13 protein-coding genes, 1 tRNA gene and 3 pseudogenes are annotated in these 21,999 nt (G+C 66.7%); 11 read left to right on the top strand and 6 right to left on the bottom strand.

From position 1 onward, the window contains the following. Positions 1 to 32 precede the first annotated feature (32 nt). A complete protein-coding gene (locus LTV02_RS19145; RefSeq protein WP_233041261.1) occupies positions 33 to 1,520 on the top strand; it encodes a condensation domain-containing protein in 1,488 nt (495 codons plus the stop codon). 3 nt (positions 1,521 to 1,523) lie between these two features. Here LTV02_RS19145 and LTV02_RS19140 read toward each other — a convergent pair whose 3' ends face one another. Beyond that, positions 1,524 to 1,973, bottom strand: a complete 450-nt coding sequence (locus tag LTV02_RS19140; protein ID WP_233041260.1) for a hypothetical protein — start codon at positions 1,971 to 1,973, stop codon at positions 1,524 to 1,526. Between the two features lie 303 nt (positions 1,974 to 2,276). Here LTV02_RS19140 and LTV02_RS19135 point away from each other — a divergent pair. Then, positions 2,277 to 2,352: transfer RNA gene (locus LTV02_RS19135), tRNA-Ala, on the top strand. Positions 2,353 to 2,929: 577 nt separating this feature from the next. Here the strand turns inward: LTV02_RS19135 and LTV02_RS39675 are convergent. The 3 genes and pseudogenes from LTV02_RS39675 to LTV02_RS19120 form a co-directional block, all read right to left on the bottom strand. Continuing rightward, a pseudogene (locus LTV02_RS39675) lies at positions 2,930 to 3,931 on the bottom strand (recombinase family protein); the annotation flags it as partial. 170 nt (positions 3,932 to 4,101) lie between these two features. Then, the gene (locus LTV02_RS19125; RefSeq protein WP_233041258.1) at positions 4,102 to 4,320 is read right to left on the bottom strand and encodes a hypothetical protein; all 219 of its coding nucleotides are present in this window, start codon (positions 4,318 to 4,320) and stop codon (positions 4,102 to 4,104) included. Between the two features lie 477 nt (positions 4,321 to 4,797). Then, positions 4,798 to 6,198, bottom strand: a complete 1,401-nt coding sequence (locus LTV02_RS19120; RefSeq protein ID WP_233041257.1) for a hypothetical protein — start codon at positions 6,196 to 6,198, stop codon at positions 4,798 to 4,800. A gap of 482 nt (positions 6,199 to 6,680) precedes the next feature. On the opposite strand from LTV02_RS19120, the pseudogene LTV02_RS19115 reads away from it, so the two are divergent. The 3 genes and pseudogenes from LTV02_RS19115 to LTV02_RS19110 form a co-directional block, all read left to right on the top strand. Next, positions 6,681 to 6,834, top strand: a pseudogene (locus LTV02_RS19115) (translation initiation factor IF-2 N-terminal domain-containing protein); the annotation flags it as partial. 83 nt (positions 6,835 to 6,917) lie between these two features. Continuing rightward, the gene (locus tag LTV02_RS39670) at positions 6,918 to 7,319 is read left to right on the top strand and encodes a helix-turn-helix domain-containing protein (RefSeq protein ID WP_408639410.1); all 402 of its coding nucleotides are present in this window, start codon (positions 6,918 to 6,920) and stop codon (positions 7,317 to 7,319) included. 169 nt (positions 7,320 to 7,488) lie between these two features. Beyond that, positions 7,489 to 7,662, top strand: a complete 174-nt coding sequence (locus tag LTV02_RS19110) for a hypothetical protein (protein WP_233041256.1) — start codon at positions 7,489 to 7,491, stop codon at positions 7,660 to 7,662. Positions 7,663 to 7,891: 229 nt separating this feature from the next. Here LTV02_RS19110 and LTV02_RS19105 read toward each other — a convergent pair whose 3' ends face one another. Beyond that, entirely contained in the window at positions 7,892 to 8,653 is a 762-nt protein-coding gene (locus LTV02_RS19105; protein ID WP_233041255.1) for a replication-relaxation family protein, read from the bottom strand. Between the two features lie 232 nt (positions 8,654 to 8,885). Between LTV02_RS19105 and LTV02_RS19100 the strand changes: the two genes are divergently transcribed. The 6 genes from LTV02_RS19100 to LTV02_RS19075 all read left to right on the top strand — a co-directional run bounded on the left by LTV02_RS19100 (position 8,886) and on the right by LTV02_RS19075 (position 15,836). After that, positions 8,886 to 10,217, top strand: coding sequence for an acyltransferase family protein (locus tag LTV02_RS19100; RefSeq protein ID WP_233041254.1), 1,332 nt, complete (start codon positions 8,886 to 8,888; stop codon positions 10,215 to 10,217). A gap of 36 nt (positions 10,218 to 10,253) precedes the next feature. Further along, on the top strand, positions 10,254 to 11,459 hold the full coding sequence (locus LTV02_RS19095; protein ID WP_233041253.1) for an MFS transporter: 1,206 nt from the start codon (positions 10,254 to 10,256) through the stop codon (positions 11,457 to 11,459). Positions 11,460 to 11,564: 105 nt separating this feature from the next. Then, positions 11,565 to 12,842: a cytochrome P450 gene (locus LTV02_RS19090; RefSeq protein WP_233041252.1), complete on the top strand. Its 1,278-nt coding sequence runs from the start codon at positions 11,565 to 11,567 to the stop codon at positions 12,840 to 12,842. Between the two features lie 142 nt (positions 12,843 to 12,984). Continuing rightward, on the top strand, positions 12,985 to 14,202 hold the full coding sequence (locus tag LTV02_RS19085; protein ID WP_233041251.1) for a cytochrome P450 family protein: 1,218 nt from the start codon (positions 12,985 to 12,987) through the stop codon (positions 14,200 to 14,202). A 43-nt stretch (positions 14,203 to 14,245) separates the two neighbouring features. Next, positions 14,246 to 14,983 carry a thioesterase II family protein gene (locus LTV02_RS19080; protein WP_233041250.1) on the top strand — a complete coding sequence of 246 codons (738 nt, stop codon included), beginning with the start codon at positions 14,246 to 14,248 and terminating at the stop codon, positions 14,981 to 14,983. Continuing rightward, positions 14,976 to 15,836, top strand: a complete 861-nt coding sequence (locus LTV02_RS19075; protein WP_233041249.1) for a class I SAM-dependent methyltransferase — start codon at positions 14,976 to 14,978, stop codon at positions 15,834 to 15,836. Before LTV02_RS19080 ends, LTV02_RS19075 begins: the two co-directional genes overlap by 8 nt. A 43-nt stretch (positions 15,837 to 15,879) precedes the next feature. Here LTV02_RS19075 and LTV02_RS19070 read toward each other — a convergent pair. Continuing rightward, positions 15,880 to 21,993 (bottom strand): annotated as a pseudogene (locus LTV02_RS19070) (type I polyketide synthase); the annotation flags it as partial. Positions 21,994 to 21,999: the final 6 nt, after the last annotated feature.

Genomic DNA, 21,999 nt, shown 5'->3' with positions numbered 1-21,999 from the left:
AGCGTTCGAGGCAGCTGAGAGGTTGGCGTCGAATGTTCGTACCGGCTGCCGCCATCACCGGTCCCGCGGTGGGTCGAAAGCCTGCTTACGACACCGATTTCCTGCGAATCGTCGCGCCCGCGCAGCCCTTGCGGCGGATGCCGCGTGCCGCGCGCATACCGCTCGCGCCCGCTCAGGAACGGATGTGGCATGCCGCGGCCGCCGGCTATTCGGCTGACTGGAATGTTGCTCGCGCGTTTCGGATTCGTGGCGAGACGGTGAATATCGGCGCGCTCGCGGCCGCCGTCGCCGATGTGGTGCGCCGGCACGCGCCGCTGCGCACCTGCTATCCGGAGACGCGGCTCGGGCCCGTGCAGCTGGTGGTGGACGCCGACAACGCCTGTGTCGAAGTGCCGGTGGTGGAGAGCTTTCCGGGGGAGTTGCCGGAGCGGCTGGCCGAGTTCTGCTCGTATGCCTTCGATTTGGCGACCGAGATTCCGTTGCGCGCCTGCCTGCTGCGGCTCGGGCCGCGGGATGTGGTGCTGGCGTTGGTGGTGCACCATATTTCGCTCGATGGGGCGTCGCTGGGGCCGCTCATGCGGGATTTCGTCACCGCCTATTCGGCTCGGTGCGCGCGGCGTGCGCCCGTGTGGCCGGTGCTGCCGGTGGATTACGTCGATTACACGCTGTGGAAGCACGAGTTTCTCGGTGATTTCGATGATCCGTCCAGCCGGGCCAGTGCCCAATTGCGGTACTGGGCCAATAATCTCGTCGGGCGTCCCACGCCGCTGGCGCTGCCCTACGACCGGGCGCCAGGGGCGCATCGTGATGCCGCCGGCGACAGCATCCGGATTCGATTCGACCCGGATATCCACCGCGATCTGCTGTCTCGCGCCCGCCGTGCCGGTTCCAGCGTCTTCATGCTGTTGCAGACCGCCTTCGCGATCAGCCTGTCCGCCTTCGCCGGCTGCCCCGATGTGACGGTGGCGACGGCGGTCTCCGGGCGCGACGATCCCCAATTGGCCGATCTGGTGGGCAATTTCGCCGACGATGTCCTCATGCGCGTCCGCCTGGACCGCGCCGCCGACGTGCCCGAATTCGTCGATCAGGTGCGCCGCGCCGCCCTGGCCGCCTTCGCCAACCCCGACACCTCGAACCCTCGCCTGCTGCGCTGCCTGCCCCAGGACCCCGCGCACCCGCTGTTCCAGGCCACCCTCATCCTGCAACGCGCCGACGCCGCCCCGCCATCCCCCGCCGGTCCGCTGGCCGTCACCGAAATCCCCACCGGCGTAACCCGCGCCAAACACGATCTCGAATTCGGTCTCACCGAGCACTACGACCCCACCGGCGCCCCCGCCGGCATCGACGGCCCGTTCCTCTACCCCCGGGCCCGCTTCGACCGCGACACCGCCGAACGTTTCACCGAAAAGTTCACCGCCACCGTGGAACTCATCGCCTCCGGCTACGACGGCCCACTCACCCCACTGCTGCTGAGCCCACCCCGCCGCCGCAGCCGTCGAGCGGGCCGCCCCCGCCCCTGACCCCTACTTCATGCTGAGGGTGATAACCAGCGTCTCGTCCTCGACGCTGGCCACCAGTTGCCCCGGCGCCCCGCCCGCGATCCCGTCATTGTCGACAACCGCCCCCACCGCCCCCTCGTTCAGCAGCACCAGCTTCCCCTTCTTACCGGACCCCGCCACGTAATCGATGCTGTCATCCCCACTGTTCCCCGGCTGCGGAAAGTTGATGTCATCCGCCGACTTCCCATTGTTCAAATCCAGCTGCCGCAAATACCCGCCCGCCGCCACGAACGCCGGATTCTTCCCCTCCTGATACAACACCTCATACCGCAACGTCTCCCCATACCCGAACTCCACCTCGGAAAAATGATCCCCCCACAGAATCTGCCGAATCACCAACGACCGGTACCGATTCCGCACCTCGAGCACCTTCAACGACCCCGGCTGAAAATCCGCCACCGCAACCTCTTCCACTAACGCACGCCGGGCTCCTCCCGACCCAGGCCGGACTCTATCCGATCCCCTCCCCGCTCGGCCCGCCCCCGCCGAATCCCCTGCGCCACAACGACAATCAACCCCACCACGCCCCCGAACCCAGCCACACCGCCGGCTGCCGCTCCAACTCGAAGGCAGCAACCGTTCAGCCATCCTGGAACGCCCCCCACCCCATCCCGCACCCACCCCCGCCCGACGCGTCCCCCACCACACGATTTGCACTCCGGGGGTACCAATGGTGTACCTTTCTCCAGGCGCTCGGGAAACCGACCGCACCCATCCGGGGCTATGGCGCAGCTGGTAGCGCACCACACTGGCAGTGTGGGGGTCAGGGGTTCGAGTCCCCTTAGCTCCACCAATCGTGTCATTGCACGAACCGACTCCATTGAGGCTGGTACCGCGGAAGCGGTACCAGCCCCAATGTCGTTTCCGGGTTGGGGGATGCGGAAGGTGGGGACGAGGCGGTCGGGGCCGGTGATGGCGACCTGGGCGACGAGGGTCTCGATCAGCGCCTTGGCTTGGGTGCGGCTGCCAGTGGCGATGATTTCCGCGATGTGGTCAGCGATGCCGTCGAGCGTTGCGGGTTTCGGCGCGGTGGGTTCGTTCGCCAGGGCTGCGGCGAGTTCGTCGCGCCGGGTGATGAGTTGGCCTGTCTTGGCCCGCAATTCGCTGAGTCTTCCGGCGAGGAGCTCGGGGTCGAGGGTGCCGTTTTCGAAGGCGTTCAGGTACCGGTCGATCGCCTGCTGAGCTTTGGCGAGCTCGGCGGTGACGGCGTCCAGTTCGATGCGGGTTTCGCTACTGGAATCGCGGTGGCATCGCTGCTGGGCGGTGATGGCTTGGCTGATCAGATCGTGCCGGGTGCGGTAGAAATTGCCCAAGGCTTCCAGAACGGCCGCGTCGACGGAGTCGGCGTCGAGTCGGGTGAAGTCGCACTTGTCGGCGTCATAGCGGGCACGGTTGAAGCAGGTGTAATAGCGGTAGGTGCGGGAGCGTCCGGTGGCGCGGGTGCCGATCATGGCCCGCCCGCAACGTGGGCAGCGCAGACGTCCGGTCAGCAGATAGTCCGAGGAATTGGCGGCTCGGTGCGCATGGGATTCCCCGCGGGCTTCGAGGACCGACTGGGCGCGGTCGAAGTTGGCGGTATCGATGATGGCGGGATGCGCGTCGGTGACGGTGGTGCCGCGGAAGGTCAACTCGCCGAGGTAGATCCGGCTGCGCAGCACGTGATGCCCGGACCATTCGCGGCCGGTGCTGGCGCGATGTCCGCGCGCATTCAGCTCCGCGGCGACAGCACGGGCACCGAGACGGTTGCGGGCGTAGAGGTCGAAGATCATGCGTACGACCACGGCTTCGGCTTCGTCCACGATGAGGGTTTGTGTGGTTTTGTCGACCCGGTATCCGTAGGGCCGTTTGCCGCCCTTCCATTTGCCTTTGGCGGCTTTGCGTTCCATGCCTGCGATGACGCGGTCGATGATGGTGTCGCGTTCGAATTGGGCGAACATGCCCAGCATCTGCACCAGCATGCGCCCCATGGGCGTGGAGGTGTCGAATGGTTCTGTGGCGGAACGGAACACGACCTTGGCCCGGTCCAGCTCGTCGAGCAGGGTGACCAGGTCACGCAGGCTGCGGGAGAACCGGTCGACCCGGTAGACCACGAGCACATCGATGAGTCCGGCACGCGCGGCTTGCAAGGCGCGTTGCAGGCCGGGCCGTTCGGCGCTCGCGCCGGAAGCGTCGTCGGTGAACGACGTCGTGTGTCGCCAGCCGGGTTGGGAATCGATGTAGGAGGCCAGCCGGGCGTCTTGGGCCTCGATGGAGTAGGGCTGGTTGTCTTCGGTCGTGGAGCGGCGGGTGTAGGTCCCTACCCGCACGTCCTGTTCCCATGCGGCAGTGTTGGTGGGGATACGCGATGTTGAGGATTTCTTGGTGCCTGCCATGCTGCCGGTCCTTCCCCATCGATACGCGCTTCTCGCAACGCGGATGTCCGAAACAATCTCTGGCGGACTGGAATTCGGGTTCGGGATTCGTTCCGGTATGTCGCCGTTCCTATCGTCCCTCGATCGGTTTTCGAATGTATTGATGTGGCGGGTATTTCGGTTGGGATGTTTCATGCGGCGTTCCGTTCGCCGTTGTCGGTGTGGCGGCGGTGGGTCCATGCGGTGAGGAGGTCGGCGAGGAGGGTGACGGCGTGGTCGTGTTGGGTGGCGGTGAGCGCTTCGGTGTCGTCTCGGTCGATGTGCCAGCGTTGGTGGGCGCGGTCACGAGCAGGCGGCTTGGCGGGTTCTGTACCGGCCTGGGCGTGTGTTTCGGGTTCGGGACGTTCCATCGGGGCTCCTGTGGGTGTTCGGCGGTTGGAGTGGCGTCACCCTGTACTGGCAGGAGAACCCGCGTTCATCCGCGTTCGGGACTGGAATTGATGCGTGTTCCGTGATCAAAGTTCGGCATCAATCACGGGATCCTCTGGGTTCCGGCATATTGGGGTGTCGCGCCTGTTAACTGCCAAGGAGGGGCCCGATTTCGACATTTACGTGCGGAAAGGTTCGATAACGATCGGTGTCGCCGCACCCGAGCGCCCCAAGGGGCGATTGCCTTACCTGGTCCTAACATGTCACAACCCAACCCGCTGACGGTCGAAGGGCGATGTCCAGAGTGTATGGCCGCATAGAATCGCGTTCGTGCCTGTCTTGGCCCCATTGGTGGCTCGCTGTCGCGGTTTGGAGCGGTGAGCGCGTCGGCCCACTGGCCCACTCACGCTATGCGGTGAAACGGTCACACAGGCCCGTCGTAGCGCCAACTCTGGCGTTCACATGCCGATAGGCCAGCGCCGCATCGCGTAGGTGATGGTCTTGTGCTCCCAGCCGTCCTTCCACGAGAAGTGGACCGTCTTGCCGACCCCCTCAAACTCCCAGCGCATGAAACCGGGACGTTGAATCGACCCCCGAATTGGATTCTCAGGTGCGTTGAACTCCTCTAGTTCCCGGCCTTGATTGAACAGAGTGATCCCGAATTCAGCGCCAGCCAGGCGAACCGTACCTCCGCGAATCGCATTGGTCCCGTTGGCTAAGAACGGCTGCGCAGACCACCAGTCGGAAAGTACCGGCTCAGGGTTGCTGAAGGGGTCGAAGATGAGGGGGCTGTCCACCTGGCTTGCCACGCACACTCCCCATGTCTCCGGCCACTCGGCATGGCCAAGCAAGATATCTACTGCCTCCGGGGGTATCGGCGTAGACACGCGGCCGCCGTTTCCTGTGAATGCGTTCGCGGCCGCATGGTTCAAGAGGAGCTTCAAGACCCACCTCTGGAAATCGTTGCCCGAGATATGCACCTCGGTCTCATCTCCCCAATCACCCGCCCCACCGCGCCACTCAAGCGCAATGTCCCGAATGAACCGAGCAAAACTGATAGCCGCATCATCCGCAGGGTGAAGTCCGTGGTTGTGGCTGGTGCAGAGCACATTGGCAACGAACTTCTTGGGCTTGACGGGGCGCACGATCCCCGCTCCGTGATTGTGCTGGATCGTGACGTTCGGGTCATCGAAGGTGAATAGTTTGATCAACCCGTGAGATACGTAGTGCTCACCCGAGATTGTGGCTGAGCAACCCCCACGGGTATTCGCGTAACAACGCGGGTGACGGTATTTCGGATCACCCTCTTGATACAGATCAATGATCTCGAATACCTGATCCGGCGGATACAACCCGCCATCAACACGGGCCGGTTGGCTGGGAGTCTCCCCGATTCTCACCTTGACGACTGCGCCGGGGTGCGTTGCACGGTTGGGAATCTGGTGAATTTCGATGATCTGCGCCGGAACATTGAACTTGCCGTCATCCGAATGGGCGCTGATGAAGAGTCCCAGGTGGTCGCAGGTCAGGTCCTTTGCAGCGATTTCGTACTGCGACACAACTCCGCGAGACGAGTCGCCACCTATCAAATCGACGCTGCGGAGCGTGGGTTCTCTTAGCTCCAAGGCTTCGTCATCTGGCGCGTTGAAGCACCCGATGACGCCTGACAGCCGATACACCCATGTCCGCCGCACACTGCCCTCTGCTACACCGATGAACCGCGCGACCGGGCCGTACTCGTGCTCAAGAACCCAGTCGATCTCGTCTACTGTCAGCGGTTTTGTCTCGCGATCGTTGAAGATCGTGTCGCCGACACGAACAGCCAGAACCGGTATGGCGATTGGGGAATCCGAAGTCATGCCGAACGGTACCGCCTGGATCTGTGCGTAATCAGGCTAGTCGCCGACGAGCTTGGCTGCATCGGGGTAGATCACCAGTGCGTTGGCCTTACGAACGTTGGCCCGGGCGAGATAGTAGGTCTGGACCATGGTCTCAATAAGTACGTCCCGCAGTGGCTGAGCCCCGACAAGGTGAACCCGCACCGCCAGAAAAGCTATTCAGCTCTTCAAGTCGCGGATGGCCTCGACCAGGAACGCGGCCCACGACGGCCGGATGCCAGTTGACAACCTGCCGTCTCTGCCGCATAATGCGATGCGGCGATTTTTTGCGCTCAAAAGTAGTTCACCCCCGAAATCCACGGGGGTATTTTTATGCCCTGAGCAGGTCTTTTACTCTGAAGCTCCTCGATTTCGAGATCGACCATCAGTGGTCACGTGACGCACTGTCACACTTGTTTGACGCAAACTGTCACACTTGAGCTTGAGCGAAGTGAGGGATGCCTGTGGCCGGCAAGATCCGTGTGCACGAGTTGGCCAGAGAGCTCGGCATCCCCAGTCGAGACCTGCTTGCAAGGCTCAAGGAGCAAGGCGAGTTTGTGAAGTCAGCATCATCGACGATCGAAGCACCCGTCGCCCGTCGTGTTCGCGATTCGGTAGCCGGTGGCGGATGCCCCAGCTCACCGACCTTGCCACCGAGGCCGGTCGCCGTTGCCTGGTCCCCTCCATCTATCGACTCTCAGATGCTGGACGACGAGCCGCAATTGATCACGGCATGGGAGGCCTGCGCCGACCTCGATGTCAGACCGGCAACTATCCGCAAGTGGGTCTCTCGGGGCTACCTGCAAATCGCCGGGCATCGCGGTAGGGCAGCGCTTTACAACCGGGACGATCTCGAAACAGTCCGCCGGCGAGCACGAAACCGAACGAACAGGGCGCCCATCCGGCCGCAACTCAACGTGCCGGCGAACTACTTTGACCGATCTATCACCACTGCCGAAGCCGCCAAGCTACTCGGGGTCGCACCATCGACGGTTCGCAGCTGGGTCACCCGCGGTCATCTTGTCCCAATAAGGCGAAGTCGAGGCGGCCACGTTTTCACGATAGGAAGCGTGCTGACTGCCGGGCGCCGGACCGTGCGTTAACGAGCCCGACACCTACTGTTCGACCCATCGCGACTGACATATCCAGGCTCGCTCGCCCGCCGAGCGGGCCTTCGTAATGTCCGTCCACAAGCTCCGCAGCAACCGCTGCGGTCCATGACCCGGCCATTCGCTGGTCCGGGTTCACCACCCGAAAGAGGGAGGTGGCGCCTTGGAGCTTTCCGTGCTCCTCGGTGCTGCGCCTCTGCTGACCGCCATGGGCTACTTCGCGAAGCGGGCACTCCCGCCGCTCACGGAGCTCTTGGTGGCGGTTCTGCCTCTGCTGTCGGATCGCATGAACGAGCGCGCGATCCGTCTGGCAAAGGCGAACAAGCAGAGCAAGTAGCGCCGAAAAACGCCTCGGTCTTTCGGGAAGCGAAGCTCTCGGATTATACATTCATATATGCGCATGTAATAATCTTTAGCTCACTGGAGACGACCTACCTCAGACGGAGGCCATTACCAGATAACGGTTATCGGGCAAATCGATCCGCGGTGAAAGGCGCGTACTGCTAAGCAGTGGGCTGGCGAAGAATCCGCCGTCTGATTATCAGGCGACTTCACGAGGCGGTCCGTCAGCTGGGGCACCCCGCAGTGCCGGGGTGACGGGCGGGGTTGCGGTACGCGGCCAGCGCGGCGAAGAATCCGTTGACACCCAGACGGTGATCGAGGATCGGCGAGCAGGCCAACCGTTCAAGCGACAGTGCGTGCCCGGCCGGGGTCGGCGGCTTCTCGGCGCGCGCCGCGGCGAACAGGCGTGCGCCGGAGTAGCCGAGGGCGTGGCGGGTTTGGCTGGTGCCGCCGCCGTAGAGCGATTCGCGGAAGGCGAACAGCATGCCCATCTCGCGGAGCTTGCGGAGTCGGTCTTGGGCGCGGCGGGCCGAGGTGAATTCCAGCGCCGCGATCTGGTCGGTGGTCAACACCTTGTGCTCGGCTAGCAGGTAGAGAAGACGACGGTCACGTTCGAGCAGTCGGAACCAGGGACCGGCGTCGGGATACCCGCCGCAGCGCGCGCCGCGGCCGTGTCGCCGTCCCCCACGTGATGAACCCTCGGTATTGATACTGAGTCGGGATTTCGACCACACCTTCGGATTGTGGTGTTGAGCGGCGCGGATGCCGATACCGTGGTCGGCGTTTGGGGCGGCGGTTATAGGATGCCGAGCAGACGCCGATCCATCCGCGCTGCCATCCGCCGATCCAAACGCAGCCCGGTGTTCGTCGTGGCCGGTCATCGCGCACCACCGCCGGTGACCGATCGGGTACCCACGGCCCCGGATGATCACGTCCGGGCCGTCCACCAGCACCGCCCGGTTCGTTTGCTGGTCCGTCAGCTCCACTTGGTAGAGGCCCGGTCCGTGCGGACCGGGCCTCTACTGTTGCTCTGTACCTGAAAACGCCTGGGCTGCAACGGACGCGAGGTCCGGTCCCGACTCGCATTGATTTCGCGGCAGACCCAGGAGGTGGGCGCCGGCCGTTTGCGGGGTGGTACACAGCGTGCTACTAATCTCGGGTGTTTCGCCCGAGCCGCTGGCCGATATTTCTTTCCGAGCGCTTCGACGGTGTCGGTCGGTGACTGTCGACAGACCCGTTGCCGCACCGGTTGAACGAGTGCCGCGCGGTGGTGGCGGCCGGTACGAGTTCTTGGATGCGCTGCGTGGACTGGCCGCGTTGGCGGTCGTGTTTCAGCACGCGTCGGAGCGGCTCTGGCCGGGATACTTCCGGTTCTCGCAAGCGCATTTCGGGGTGGGGCAGTTCGGTGTCGTCGTCTTCTTCCTCGTCAGTGGGTTCATCATTCCGGCGTCGCTGGAGCGTGGGCGGTCCCTCGGTGCGTTCTGGGTGGGCCGGTTCTTCCGGCTGTACCCGCTGTACTGGGCCTGCCTAATCGCGGCGATGATTCTGCACTGGGTTGGCCGGTACGACCTGAAACCGATTTTCCTTGCCGACCCGGTGACCAATTTCCTGACCAACCTCACCATGGTGCAGCTCTTCATCGGGCACCCGGACATTCAGATAGTCCTGCCCGCCTGGTCGCTGTCCTACGAGCTGGGGTTCTACCTATTCCTGTCGCTGCTGCTGATCGGCCGGCTCAATCGTCGATCGGTGCCACTGGCGGTTCTCGCGATCGCACTGATCGGCCCGGGGATGTTCCTGCCGCCCTCGATGGTCACCGGGGCGGGGGCGAACTTTCTCACGCGTTGCGCCGTCCTGGTCGTGACTGTCCTGGTCGCGGTGGTGTTCGCGCGGCTGGCGGGGGACCGGCGGCTGGGTATCGCCGCGATCCTGCTCGTATTCGTCACTGCCCCATTGGTTCTCAACCAGCCGGGACCATCGGTACTGACCTTCGTGTATTTCGCCACGATGTTCGTCGGCACCGTCCTTTATCGAATGACATCGGGCGAGATCACCCCGAGGCAGGGATGGGCGGTGTTCGGACTCGCCCTCTGCGCCATCTTCGCGACCAGTGTCTTCCTCCCCCCGTTCTTCGACTCGGGCAGCGGTGTCTGGGTGACGTGGGTCAAACAGCCCACCACCATCATTCCCGCCTACCTCTTCGTCGCCGCCTTTCTTCTGTTGCGCAGCCATTCCTTCCCGCGTCCCCTGTTGTTCTTGGGCCGGATCAGCTTCTCTCTCTACCTCGTCCACTGGCTGATACTCGAAGCGATGCCCCGGTGGAGTACGTCGGTCGCCGGTATTCCCGCAGCCTGGCTCACCTTGGGCACCTGGGTGATCTGTGCACTGGTGATCGCGACCGTCACCTACCGCGTGATCGAGAAGCCGTGCCATGAACTCGGGCAGCGCGCGATGGCCGGAATCGACGCGCGAAAGCGTTATTGGAATCAGGCCAAGGTAAACGGTGTCGGTGTGCCGTGGCGATTGCTTCAATCCGGGGATGGCCGATAGTCGCTCGTTGTGTTTTCTGCTGTCCGGTCCGGCACGGTGAGCGGCGGTATTGCCGAATCCGCCTGTACCAGTGCGCGGCCGGTGCGGCTGCGGGGCTTGGCCTGGCAGGTGTTCGTGCCGACCGTGGTGTTCGGGATGGGGGCTGGAGCTGCGGCGCCGATGTATCCGTTGCGGGCGCTCGAGCTCGGGGCTACGGCGGGGCCGGCGGGGCTGGTGGTGGCGTTGTCGGGGTTCGGCATGATTCTGGCGGATTTGCCGGCGGGGCAGCTCATTGCCCGGATCGGCGAAAGACGTGCCATTGCGGGGAGTTCGGTGTGTGGGGCGATTGGTGTTCTGCTGGCGATATTCGCACCGAATCTCGGTGTGCTGGCCGTCGGAATATTGTGTACGGGTGCTGCTGCGGCGCTGTGGGGATTGGCCAGGCAGACCTATCTGGTGGCGGTGGTATCGCCGGGGGATCGGGGGCGGGCGTTGTCGGCGCTCGCCGGGTCGCAGCGATTCGGTACCTTCGCGGGGCCGTTCGCGGGGGCGGGGGCGGCCCAGCTGATGGATGTGACCGGCACGTTGTGGCTGCAATTGGTGGCGATGCTGGTCGCGGGCGCGCTGATGATGTCGGTGCGCGATATCGAGGAACCGGATGCGGTTCGGTACGGCCTGTGGACCGTGCTGACCGAAAATCGCCGTGCGCTGGGCACTCTCGGCCTCGGCGCTCTCACCACCGGCGCGGCCCGCGCCGCCCGCACCGCCCTGGTGCCGCTGTGGGCGGCGCATATCGGGATGAGCGCGGCGACCATCGGTTTGATCTTCGGCATTGCCGGCGCGGTCGATGTGCTCATGTCCTATCCGTCCGGCATCTGGCTGGACCGCTACGGCCGGCGCGCCACCGGCACCCCCGCGCTGGTGTTGTTCGCGATCGGCTATGCGGTACTGCCGCTCACCTCCACGGCGGCCGGTCTGTGCGTGGTCGCGGTGCTGCTCGGCTTCGCCAACGGGCTGAGCAACGGCCTCATCATGACCGTCGGGACCGATATCGCGCCCGCGGCCCAGCGCGTCGAATTCCTCGGCGCCTGGCGGCTGACCCACGACTTCGGGATGTTCACCGGGCCGATCGCGGTCGGCGTGATCGGCGGCGCGACCGCGCTGGGCGGCGCCGGTCTCGCACTCGGTGCGCTGTCCCTCGCGGGCGCGGCCTCGATCTACCGCTGGTTCCCGGGCAGATCCGGTCTGCGAGTGGGCCGCTGACCCGGATCTTGGCTCCCGGCTTCGACGGCGGTTCCCGGCCCGGCCGCCTATATTGAGACCGGCCAGGTGTTGGCGCTTCGGTTTCGTTATGGCACAGAGGTTTTGATGGACGCGAGATACGCGCTGCGGTGGGCGGCGGAGCACGGGTTCCCGCGGTTGGGGTTTCGCGCGCTGCGTGCGACGGGGGATCCGTTCGCGCAGCTGATGAGCGGGGACGAAGGGTATGACGATCCGTATTCGCTGATCGATCGGATGCGGGGGAACGGGGTGCTGGTCACGAAGGCCGGGTACGCTGCGTTCGATTACGATTTGTGCCGGGAGATATTGCGGGACAGGCGATTCGGGGTGCGGGTGCCGATCGATCCGGCGGTGCCGGGTCCGTTGCGGCGGTATGCCGAGCGGGTTGTGGTGCCGCCCAATCCGATCGAGCCGCCGTCGATGTTCGCGCTGAACCCGCCGGAGCATTCGCGAATGCGTAAACCGGTCGCCTCGGCGTTCACGCCGCGTGCGGTCGCGCGGCTGGGGGATCGGGTGCGTGAGGTCACCACCGAGCTGCTCGATGCGATGGCGGAGCACGAATCCGCGGATCTGATGGCGGATTTCGCGGCGCAGGTGCCGATCGCCGTCATCGCGGAGATCATGGGTTTCCCCAAGGCCGATCGGCCGTTGTTCCTGCGCTGGGGGAGTCACGTCGCCCCGCTGCTGGATGTCGGGATCTCCTGGGAGACCCACCGCCGCGCCATGGCCGCCACGGGGGCGATGCGGGATTACCTTGCCGCCCATATCGAGAAGCTGCGCCGCGCACCGGGGGAGGGCATCTTCAGCGAACTGGTCACCGGCAGCGACCTGACCACCACAGAATTGATGGCCAGCGCGAATGTGCTGATGGGCGCGGGTTTCGAGACCACCATGAACCTGCTCGGCAATTCCATCCCGCTGCTGCTGTCCCATCCCGATCAACTCGACCTGCTGCGCGCCGAACCCGAACGCTGGCCGCTGGCGATCGAGGAACTGCTGCGCTACGACACCTCGGTCCAGATGACGGCCCGTTGCGTGCTGGAACCCCTGGAATTCGGCGGCGTTTCCCTGGTGCCGGGAAAGTCGCTCGTCGTCTCCCTGGCCGGCGCCAACCGGGATCCGGTCAAATTCCCGGACCCGAACCGTTTCGACGTCACCCGCGCCAACGCCCGCGACAACCTGTCCTTCGGCACCGGCATGCACGGCTGCATCGGCGCGAGCCTGACCCGGCTGGAAGTCCTGCAGGCATTGCCCGCACTGTTCGACCGCTTCCCGGATATCCGCCTCGACGGCGAGCCGACCCGCCGCCGGCTGTCCACGCTGCGCGGTTACTCACACATGCCCGTTCGGCTGAAGGCTCTTTGATACTGGGTGGTAAGTTTCGCAGGTAATGCGAGAACGACTCCCCATCGAAGTGGTGTCGGCGAGGCGGGTGGGGCCCGCATCACTTCTGCTGGAACAAGATTGAGGCAGGGCGGGGTTCGCCCCGTGGCTCGGGAGTTGGTCCTTGAATACTGAAGCGATTGTGCTGGATCCGACGGGCGCCGACGTTCAGGCCGAGAACGAGCGGATCCGCGAGCGTGGACCGATCGCACCGGTGGGGTTGCCCGGCGGGGTCTCGGCATGGTCGGTCACCGATGCGGCGGTGCTGAAAGAACTGCTCGCCGATCCCCGCGTGTCGAAGGATCCGCGCCAGCACTGGACGGCCTTCAAGAAGGGCGAGATCGATCAGCGCTGGCCCTTGCACCCGTGGGTCATCGCGGAGAACATGTTCACCGCCTACGGCCCCCAGCATCGCCGCCTGCGCAAACTGGTGGCCCCGGCGTTCACCGCGCGCCGCACCGCCCTGATGCGCCCGGGTATCGAAGCCATCGTCGACGGCCTGCTGAAGCGCCTGGACGGCGTTCCCCCGGGTGAGGTCGTCGACCTGCGGCCCACCTACGCGTACCCGGTGCCGATCCAGGTGATCGGTGAATTGCTCGGCGTGCCCAAGCATTTGGACGCCAAGATCAACGCGTGCGTCGACGGGTTCTTCGACACCTCTTTCACGCCGGCGCAGGCGAAGGCCAATGTCCTGAAGATGGTGTCGCTGATGGGACAGCTGATCTTCTACCGGCGCGGCAATCCCGGCGACGACATCACCAGCGCGCTGATCTCGGCCGTCGACGAGGACTCGGACCGGTTGACGCAGAAGGAAGTGATCGACACCTTGATCCTGGTGATCAATGCCGGTCACGAGACCACGGTCAACCTGCTCGACCAGGCCGTGGTCGCCCTGCTGACCAACCCGGGGCAGCGGGCCGATGTGCTCGCCGGCCGGGTGCCGTGGTCGGAGGTGATCGAGGAAGCGCTGCGCTATCAGCCGCCGATTACGCATCTGCCGCTGCGCTACGCGGTGGAGGACATCGAGATCGCGGGCGTCCGGATCGCCGCGGGCGAGGCCATTCTCGCCTCCTACGGGGCCGCGAGCCGGGACCCGCAGATTCACGGGGCAACCGCCGGGGATTTCGACGTGCACCGGGAGAACAAGGAGCACATCGCCTTCGGTTACGGCGCGCACCACTGTCTCGGCGCGCCGCTGGCCCGGCTCGAGGCCGCGATCGCGCTCCCGGCCCTGTTCGAACGGTTCCCGAATATGCGCCTGGCGGTGGATCCCGCCGAACTCCGGCCGCTGGGCAGCTTCGTCTCCAACGGTCACCAGTCGGTTCCCGTTCTGCTGCAATGAGATTCACGATTCGCCGAGAGGTCCCATGGGAAACGTCAGCTGGTTGCGTAGCTTGTCCGCCGGATCGGAAGCGGACGCGCATACGCTGATCTGCTTTCCCCATGCGGGCGGATCCGCCATCTCCTTCGGCCCGCTGGCCAGAACGCTCGGACCGCGCTTCCGGGTGCTCGGCGTGCAATACCCCGGGCGCCAGGATCGCAGGCACGAACCGCTGCTGGACAGCGTCGCCGACCTGGTTGAGGGTGCGCTACCGGAAATCCGCGAATCGATCCCGGGGACCGCGGGTTACTCGCTGTTCGGCCACAGTATGGGTGCGGCGGTGGCGTTCGAGACCTGCCGCCGGCTCGAACAGGAAGGGGTGACACCGCCCGGAACCCTGTTCGTCTCGGGCCGAATCGCACCGTCGCGGAAGACTTCTCACGCCGTGCACCGCTACAGCGACCCGGAATTGATCCGGCACCTGCTGGACTTCGGCGGCACCCCCGCTGCGCTGCTGGAGGATCCCGATTTCCGGCCGCTCATCCTGTCGGTCACTAGAAGCGACTACCGCGCCATCGAAACCTATTCGTGCGCACCGGATTCCACCGTCGACACCCCGCTGGTGGCGCTGGTCGGCGACAACGATCCCGCCACCGGCGAAGCCGACCTGAAAGAGTGGCAGGCGCATACCACCGGTCCTTTCACACAGACCTCGTTCCCGGGCGGCCACTTCTACATCGATGCCAACTCCCACGGTGTGGCCGAACTGATTCGCGACCAGAGAGACTGCAAACATGGCTGAAACCGCCGGACCCGTTTCGAATGTTTCGGATACCGCCCACTGGGTGGCCGCGTATCGCGCGATCGAATCCGCTCGTACCGATGCGCTTTTTCACGATCCGCTCGCGGAGCGGCTCGCGGGTGAAATCGGCAAGGCCATTGTCGCGGATGAAAAGCAGACCGCGATGGCCGGCTGGCCCTTGGTCACCAGAACCAAGGTCATCGATGACCTGATCGCCGAAACCCTCGCCGAGGGCTGCGATCTGGTGATCAATCTGGCCGCGGGGCTGGATGCGCGGCCGTATCGCCTCGAGCTGCCCGCCGAGCTCCGCTGGATCGAGGCCGACTTCCCGGATTTGATCGCCGAGAAGAACCGTCTGCTGGAAGGCGAGACCCCGCGCTGCGTACTCACCCGCGCCGCAGTGGATCTCGCCGATCCGGAGGCGCGCGGAGAATTCCTGAACCAGGCGCTCGCCGGTGCCGAGCGGGCGCTGGTCCTGACCGAAGGGCTGGTGTACTACCTGTCCGAAGACGAGGTCTCGGGATTGGCCGCGGATCTGGCGCGGTCCGAAATCGCCTGGTGGATCATGGATGTGAACAACAAGCCCGTGGTCGATCGGTTCAACCGGGTGAACAAGAACCTGCTCGAGAACTCACCCTGGAAGTTCGGGCCGCTCGAGCCGCTGCGCTTCTTCGCCGACGCGGGGTGGACCGCTGACGAAGTAATCGGGCTGTTCCGGATGGCGGCCCGCTTCCGCCGCTTGCCCCCGCTGCTGTGGTCGCTCGCCTTCGCGCCCGTCGGCCCCCGGAAGCCATTGGGCGCCAAGCGCATACCGTGGTACGCGGCGGTCCGGCTCACGCACGCCCGCGCCTGACAGACTGCGGCAGGGAGGGCGATCACCCTCCCTGCCGCATCGATCACACCAGCTCGTCCAGCCAATCGTCGACCGCCGCGGCGACCTGATCGGACCCCTCGTGCAGCATGGCGAAGTGGTTGGCGTCGATCTGGACCACCCGGTGGCTCTCGTCCCACGGCTTGGCCTGCCAATCCGGGAAGTCCTCGGGGACACCGGGAATCCGCTGACCGCACTGCAGGAACAGGGTGGGCGCGGCGATCTTGCCGGGCACGATGCCGCGCAGCACCTGGATGTACTGGCCCATGGCGGTCAATCGAGCCGGGTCGAAGCGGTCGAAGGCGGCCTCGTTGGTCACCATGTTCTCGGCGACCGGCTTGAGAATCCATTCGCTCGCATCGCCCTCTGCCACCCGGTAGCTGTCCACCAGCACCACCCCCGCCGGCTTGGGTCCGCCGAGTGCTTCCAGCTGTTCGGCGACGCTGTAGGCCAGCACGCCGCCGGAGGAGTATCCGAACAGGATGAACGGCTGGTCCCCGGCGGCGGCGAGGATGGGCCGGATCAGGGCCTTGGTCGCCGCGGCGTAGTCGGTGGGCAGCGGCTGGCCCGCGTGCGATCCCATCGGCGCGAGGCCGACCACGTCGCGGGGCGTCCGCAGTTTGCTTGCCATCCGGGCGTATTGGCGCACCCCGCCCGCCGCCATGGGCGGGGCGATGCAGATGATGCGCGGCGCGGCCACGCCCTCGGTCATCCGGATGAGTTCCGGCTCGACGTCCAGTTCGTCGTTGACGGTGAACAGGTCCCGCATCTGCGCGGCCAGGTGCAGCAGCAGGAAGGCGACCGAGAACTGTTCCCGGCCCACCGCGGTGCGGAACATGCCGTACAGCGAGTCGTCGGCGACGCCCTCCTCGCGATCTCGCCGGGCGGCCGCGTCGATGGCGCTGGCCAGCGCGCCCGCGCCTTCGGACAATCGCTCGTCCAGTTGCTTGGCGAGAATCTGCGGCGTCGGGAAGTCGAAGACCAGGGTGCCGGGCAGCTGCACGCCGGTGGCGTCGCGCAGCGCATTGCGGAATTCGACCGCGGTGAGCGAGTCGAATCCCATTTCGCCGAACACATTGTCGACCTCGATGAGCTCGAAATCGGCGTAGCCGAGTGTCGCGGCGGCCTGCTTGCGCACGAACTCCACCAGCAGCGGCAGCCGCTGCGCGGACGGCAGGCCGACCAGTTCCAGCAGCGGTGACGGTGTCGCGGCCGGTGCGGTCAGCGGTACCAGCCCGCGCACCAGGGCGGGCGCCTGCTCGGCCCGGGTGCGCAGCACGGCGCGGTCGAGGGGCACCGCGGCCAGCTGGGCGACGCCGGAGACCACCGCGGTATCGAACAGGGCCAGTCCGTCGGCTTCGGACAGTGCCGGAAAACCCTGTCGCCGCATCCGTTCGAAATCCTCGTCCGACAGTTCGGCGCCCAGACCGGTCGCGCGTTCCCACAGTCCGTAATCGATCGAGGTGGCGGTCCATCCGGCCGCCCGGCGGTAGGTGGCGAGGGCGTCGAGGTAGACGTTGGCCGCCGCGTAGCCGCCCTGCCCGGCGGGCAGCACCAGGCCGCCGGCCGAGGACACCAGCACGAACAGCGACAGCGGCAGGTCGCTGGTGAGCTCGTGCAGATGCCAGGCGGCGTCGGCCTTGGGCGCGAACACGGTGTCGATGCGATCGCTCGTCATCGTTTCGATCAGGCCGTGGTCGGCGATGCCCGCCGCGTGCACGACACCGGTCAGCGGGTGCTCGGAATCGATGCCGTCGAGCAGTGCCTTCAGCGCGTCCCGATCGGAGACGTCGCAGGCGGCCACGGTCACCTGCGCGCCGAGTTCGGTCAACTCGTCACGCAACGCGTCGGCGCCGGGTGCTTCCGGCCCGCGCCGGGACGTCAGAATCAGCCGCCGCACACCGTATTCGGTGACCAGGTGCCGGGCGAACAGCGCGCCCAGCCCGCCGGTGCCGCCGGTGATCAGCACGGTGCCGGGGTCCAGCGGTTCGAGCGGTTCGCGGTTCTCCTCGGTGAGCTGATGCGGAACCAGGCGCGGCACCAGGAGATTCGGGCCGCGCAGCGCACCCTCGGGCTCGTTCGCCAGGGCCGCGACAGCGGTGGCGACGGCGGCCGGATCGAGTTCGGCCGCGCCTTCGATATCCAACAGCCGCAAGCGGTTCGGGTGTTCGGCCTGGGCCGCGCGCACCAGACCCCAGACCGGGGCCTGGGCCGGGCGTACCTGCTCCCACTCGCCGGCGCGGACGGCGTCGCTGGTCAGGATCACCAGGCGGGAGTCGGCGAAGCGAGGGTCGCCCAGCCACTGTTGGACGGTGGCCAGCACACTGTGCACCGCGGTACGGGCGGCGTGCGACGACGCGTCGCCGGTATCGGCGCAGTGCAGCAGAACGAGTTCGGGGACAACGGTTTCGGCGGCCGCGTCGAGTTCGGCGACGAGTGCCGTGAGGTCCGGATAGCCGGGTATCTCCGCCGATCCCGGCGCGCCGAGGACGGCGGTGCGGGCCGGGGCCACCGCACCGGCGGCGACCGGCGCGGTGATCCAATCCACCGTGAACAGGGCGTCGGCCACCCGGTCCGTGCGCAGCCGGTCCGCGGACACCTGGCGGGTGTCCAGCGCGTCGACCGACAATGCGGGATTGCCGTTGCCGTCGGCCAGCCACAGCTGGAAACGGTTGTCCTGCACGGCGATTCGTACTCGGACGGCACTGCATCCGGCCGTGTGCAGGGTGACGCCGCGCCAGCTGAACGGCAGTGCGGGCGCGTCGAGGCCGCCGTTGCGGATGCCGTCCACGATGAGCGGATGCATGGCCGCATCGAACAGCGCGGGATGCAGGCCGTAGCCGTCGGCGGCTTCCGGATCCGGCAGGGCGACCTCGGCGAACAGCTCGTAACCCGCGGAGCCGCGCTCGCCGCGCCGCCACATTGCCCGCAGGCCCTGGAAATAGGGGCCGTATCCGTATCCGGCATCCAGCATCTCGGTGTACACGCCGGTGACGTCGATCGCTTCGGCGTCGGCCGGAGGCCAGGCGGCGAGATCGAAATCGGGCCGGACGGCCTCGGCGGTGAGGTCGCCCTCCGCGTGCAATGTCCAGGCGACGGCCTCGGGCTGGCGTGAGTGGATCGTGATGCGGCGGCGACCGGCATCGTTCGCCCCGCCGACCACCACCTGAATCGAAACCCCCTCGCGGGCGGGCAATGGCAGCGGTGCGTGCAGGATCAGCTCGTCCAGTCGCGGGTGACCGAGCAGGCCGCCCACATGGGTCGCCAGCTCGACGTAACCGGTTCCCGGCAGCAGTGCCGTGCCGAGGACGCTGTGATCGGCCAGCCATTCGATCGAGTCCAGCGACCAGCGGCCGACGAAGCTCACCCCATCCGAATCGGGCTGCGGGACAAGCACTGCCAGTAGGGGATGGGCGACGGGGTCCAAGCCCGCGGCGTCGGCCTCGGCGGCCAGCCAGGTGGTCGACAGATGCCGTTTCGCGTCGAGCCAGAACCGCTCGCGCTGAAATGCGTAGGTGGGCAGGTCGATCGGCCGCGCACCGGGGTGGAAGGCGGTCCAGTCCACCTCCGCACCGGACACGAACAACTTCGCGACCGCGGTCGCGACCGTGGTGGTAGAGGCGGCTTCGCGGCGCGCCGCCGCGACCGCGACGATGCCCGCGGCGTCCACGGTGCCGGCGACCATGGGCGTGAGGGCCGCGTCCGGCCCGATCTCGGCGAAGCGCACCACGCCCGCGTCCGCCATCGCGGTGACCGCGTCGGCGAAGCGCACCGTGGCGCGGACCTGACGCACCCAGTACGCCGGGTCGCACATCTCATCGGTCACCCGGGCGCCGGTCACGGTCGAGATCAGTGGAATCGCCGGCCGGGCGAAGGACAAGCCCGCGACCACCGCGGCGAACTCCGCCGACATCGGGTCCATCAATCCGGAATGGAAGGCGTGCGATACCCGCAAACGGCTGGTCCGCCAGGACTTCTCGGCGAAAACCCCGGCCAGTGCGTCGACTTCGGTCTCGACGCCGGAGATCACCACCGAGGTGGGGCTGTTCACCGCCGCGATCGATACGCCGTCGGTCAGCAGCGGGGCCACGGCGGATTCCGGTGCTCCCACCGCGAGCATCGCGCCGCCGGTGGGGAGCGCCTGCATCAACCGGCCGCGCGCGGCCACCAGGGTGCAGGCGTCCGGCAGCGACAGCACACCGGCGATATGCGCGGCGGCGATCTCGCCGATCGAATGGCCCGCCACCAGGTTCGGGCGCAGGCCCCACGCCTCGAGCAGGCGATACAGGGCGACCTCGAAGGCGAACAGCCCGGCCTGCGCGAAGACGGTTCGATTGATCTGGTCCGTCTCGGTGAGCGCTTGGTCGAGTGAAATCGGCTGATCGAGTTGCGGATTGAGCTCTGCGACGATCTTGTCGAAGGTCTCTGCGAAGACCGGGTTGGTGCGCAGCTGGTCGGCCATACCGGCCCACTGTGCGCCCTGACCGGAGAAGACGAACCCCGTCGAACCGGAGACCGCGCGCCCCGACACCACACCGGGTACGGAGTCGCCGCGACCCAATGCCTCTACGCCCGAGAGCAATTCGTCCCGATCGGTGCCGAGGATCACCGCTCGATGGCCGAGCGTGGCGCGGGTGGCGGCCAGGGAATACCCGATATCGTGTGCTGCGTCGGCGTTTTCGCGGACGTGCCGCCCCAAGCGCGCGGCCTGCTCGCCGAGCGCGCGGGCACTGGCGGCGGACAGCACCCAGGGCAGGACCGCCCCGACGGGCTCGGCCGGGGGCGTCGCTGCGTCGGGAGCCGGTTCGGCGGCGGGTGCCTCTTCGAGGATGACGTGCGCGTTGGTACCGCTGATGCCGAACGACGAAACACCCGCGCGCCGTGGGCGATCCAGCGGCGGCCACGGCACCGATTCGGTCAGCAGCCGCACCTCGCCCGCGGACCAGTCGACCTTGGTGGACGGCCGGTCCACGTGCAGCGTGCGCGGCAGCAGCCCGTGCCGCATGGCCATCACCATCTTGATGACGCCGCCCACGCCCGCGGCGGCCTGCGCGTGCCCGATGTTCGACTTGAGCGAACCGAGCCACAGCGGCCGTTCCGGCGCGCGATCGCGCCCGTAGGTGCCCAGCAGGGCCTGCGCTTCGATCGGGTCGCCCAGCGTCGTTCCGGTGCCGTGCCCTTCGACCGCGTCGACGCCGTCCGCGGCGATGCCGGCATTGGCCAGCGCCTGTTCGATGACGCGCCGCTGCGCGGGACCGTTGGGGGCGGTCAGGCCGTTGGAAGCGCCGTCGGAATTCACCGCCGAACCGGTCAGCACCGCGAGAATCCGGTGGCCCTTGCGTTGTGCGTCGGACAGTCGTTCCAGCACCAGCACGCCGGCGCCTTCCGCCCAGCCGACGCCGTCGGCACTGTCGGAGAACGACTTACAGCGGCCGTCGATGGCCAGTCCGCGCTGCCGACTGAACTCCACCAGCGTGTCCGGGCCCGCCATCACGGTCACCCCGCCCGCCAGCGCCAGTTCGCATTCGCCCGCGCGCAGGGCGGCGGCGGCCGAATGCATGGCCACCAGCGACGACGAGCACGCGGTGTCGACGGTGACCGACGGTCCCTGTAGTCCGAAGGTGTAGGAGAGCCGGCCCGAGGCGAGGGATCCGGCGTTCGCGTTGGCCGGATAGTCGTGGTACATCATGCCGACCCCGACGCCGGTCGCGCTGCCGCGCAGGGTGGCCGGGTCGATTCCGGCGCGTTCGAAAGCCTCCCAGGAGGTTTCCAGCAGCAGGAACTGCTGCGGATCCATGGAGGCCGCCTCGTTCGGGCTGATGCCGAAGAAGGCGGGATCGAAATCGCCCGCGCCGTGCAGGAAGCCGCCGGAACGGGTGTGGGAGCGGCCGGGCAGTTCGCCGGTCGGGTCGTAGATGCGTTCGATGTCCCAGCCGCGATTGGCGGGCAGGTCGGTGGTGGCGTCGACGCCGTCGGTCACCACGCGCCACAGGTCTTCCGGCGATTCGACGCCGCCGGGGTAGCGGCAGGCCATGCCCACGATCGCGATCGGCTCCCGCAGCGCGGCGTCGAGCTGCCGGTTGCGCGCCCGCAGCCGATCGGTTTCCTTCAGCGAGGCCCGGAGCGCGTCGGCGAGTTTTGCGGT

Origin of the sequence: Nocardia yamanashiensis (assembly GCF_021183565.1) — a bacterium.
GTDB lineage: Bacteria > Actinomycetota > Actinomycetes > Mycobacteriales > Mycobacteriaceae > Nocardia > Nocardia yamanashiensis.
Note: the sequence above shows the minus strand (reverse complement) of the source record. Positions and strands in the feature narration are given on the sequence as shown.

Bases quoted from the DNA above. Each gene is read 5' to 3' on its own strand.
- LTV02_RS19090 (WP_233041252.1), top strand. From the start codon at position 11,565: ATGGACGCGAGATACGCGCTGCGGTGGGCGGCGGAGCACGGGTTCCCG.
- LTV02_RS19120 (WP_233041257.1), bottom strand. From the start codon at position 6,198: ATGACTTCGGATTCCCCAATCGCCATACCGGTTCTGGCTGTTCGTGTC.
- LTV02_RS19125 (WP_233041258.1), bottom strand. From the start codon at position 4,320: ATGGAACGTCCCGAACCCGAAACACACGCCCAGGCCGGTACAGAACCC.
- LTV02_RS19145 (WP_233041261.1), top strand. From the start codon at position 33: ATGTTCGTACCGGCTGCCGCCATCACCGGTCCCGCGGTGGGTCGAAAG.
- LTV02_RS19075 (WP_233041249.1), top strand. From the start codon at position 14,976: ATGGCTGAAACCGCCGGACCCGTTTCGAATGTTTCGGATACCGCCCAC.
- LTV02_RS39670 (WP_408639410.1), top strand. From the start codon at position 6,918: ATGCTGGACGACGAGCCGCAATTGATCACGGCATGGGAGGCCTGCGCC.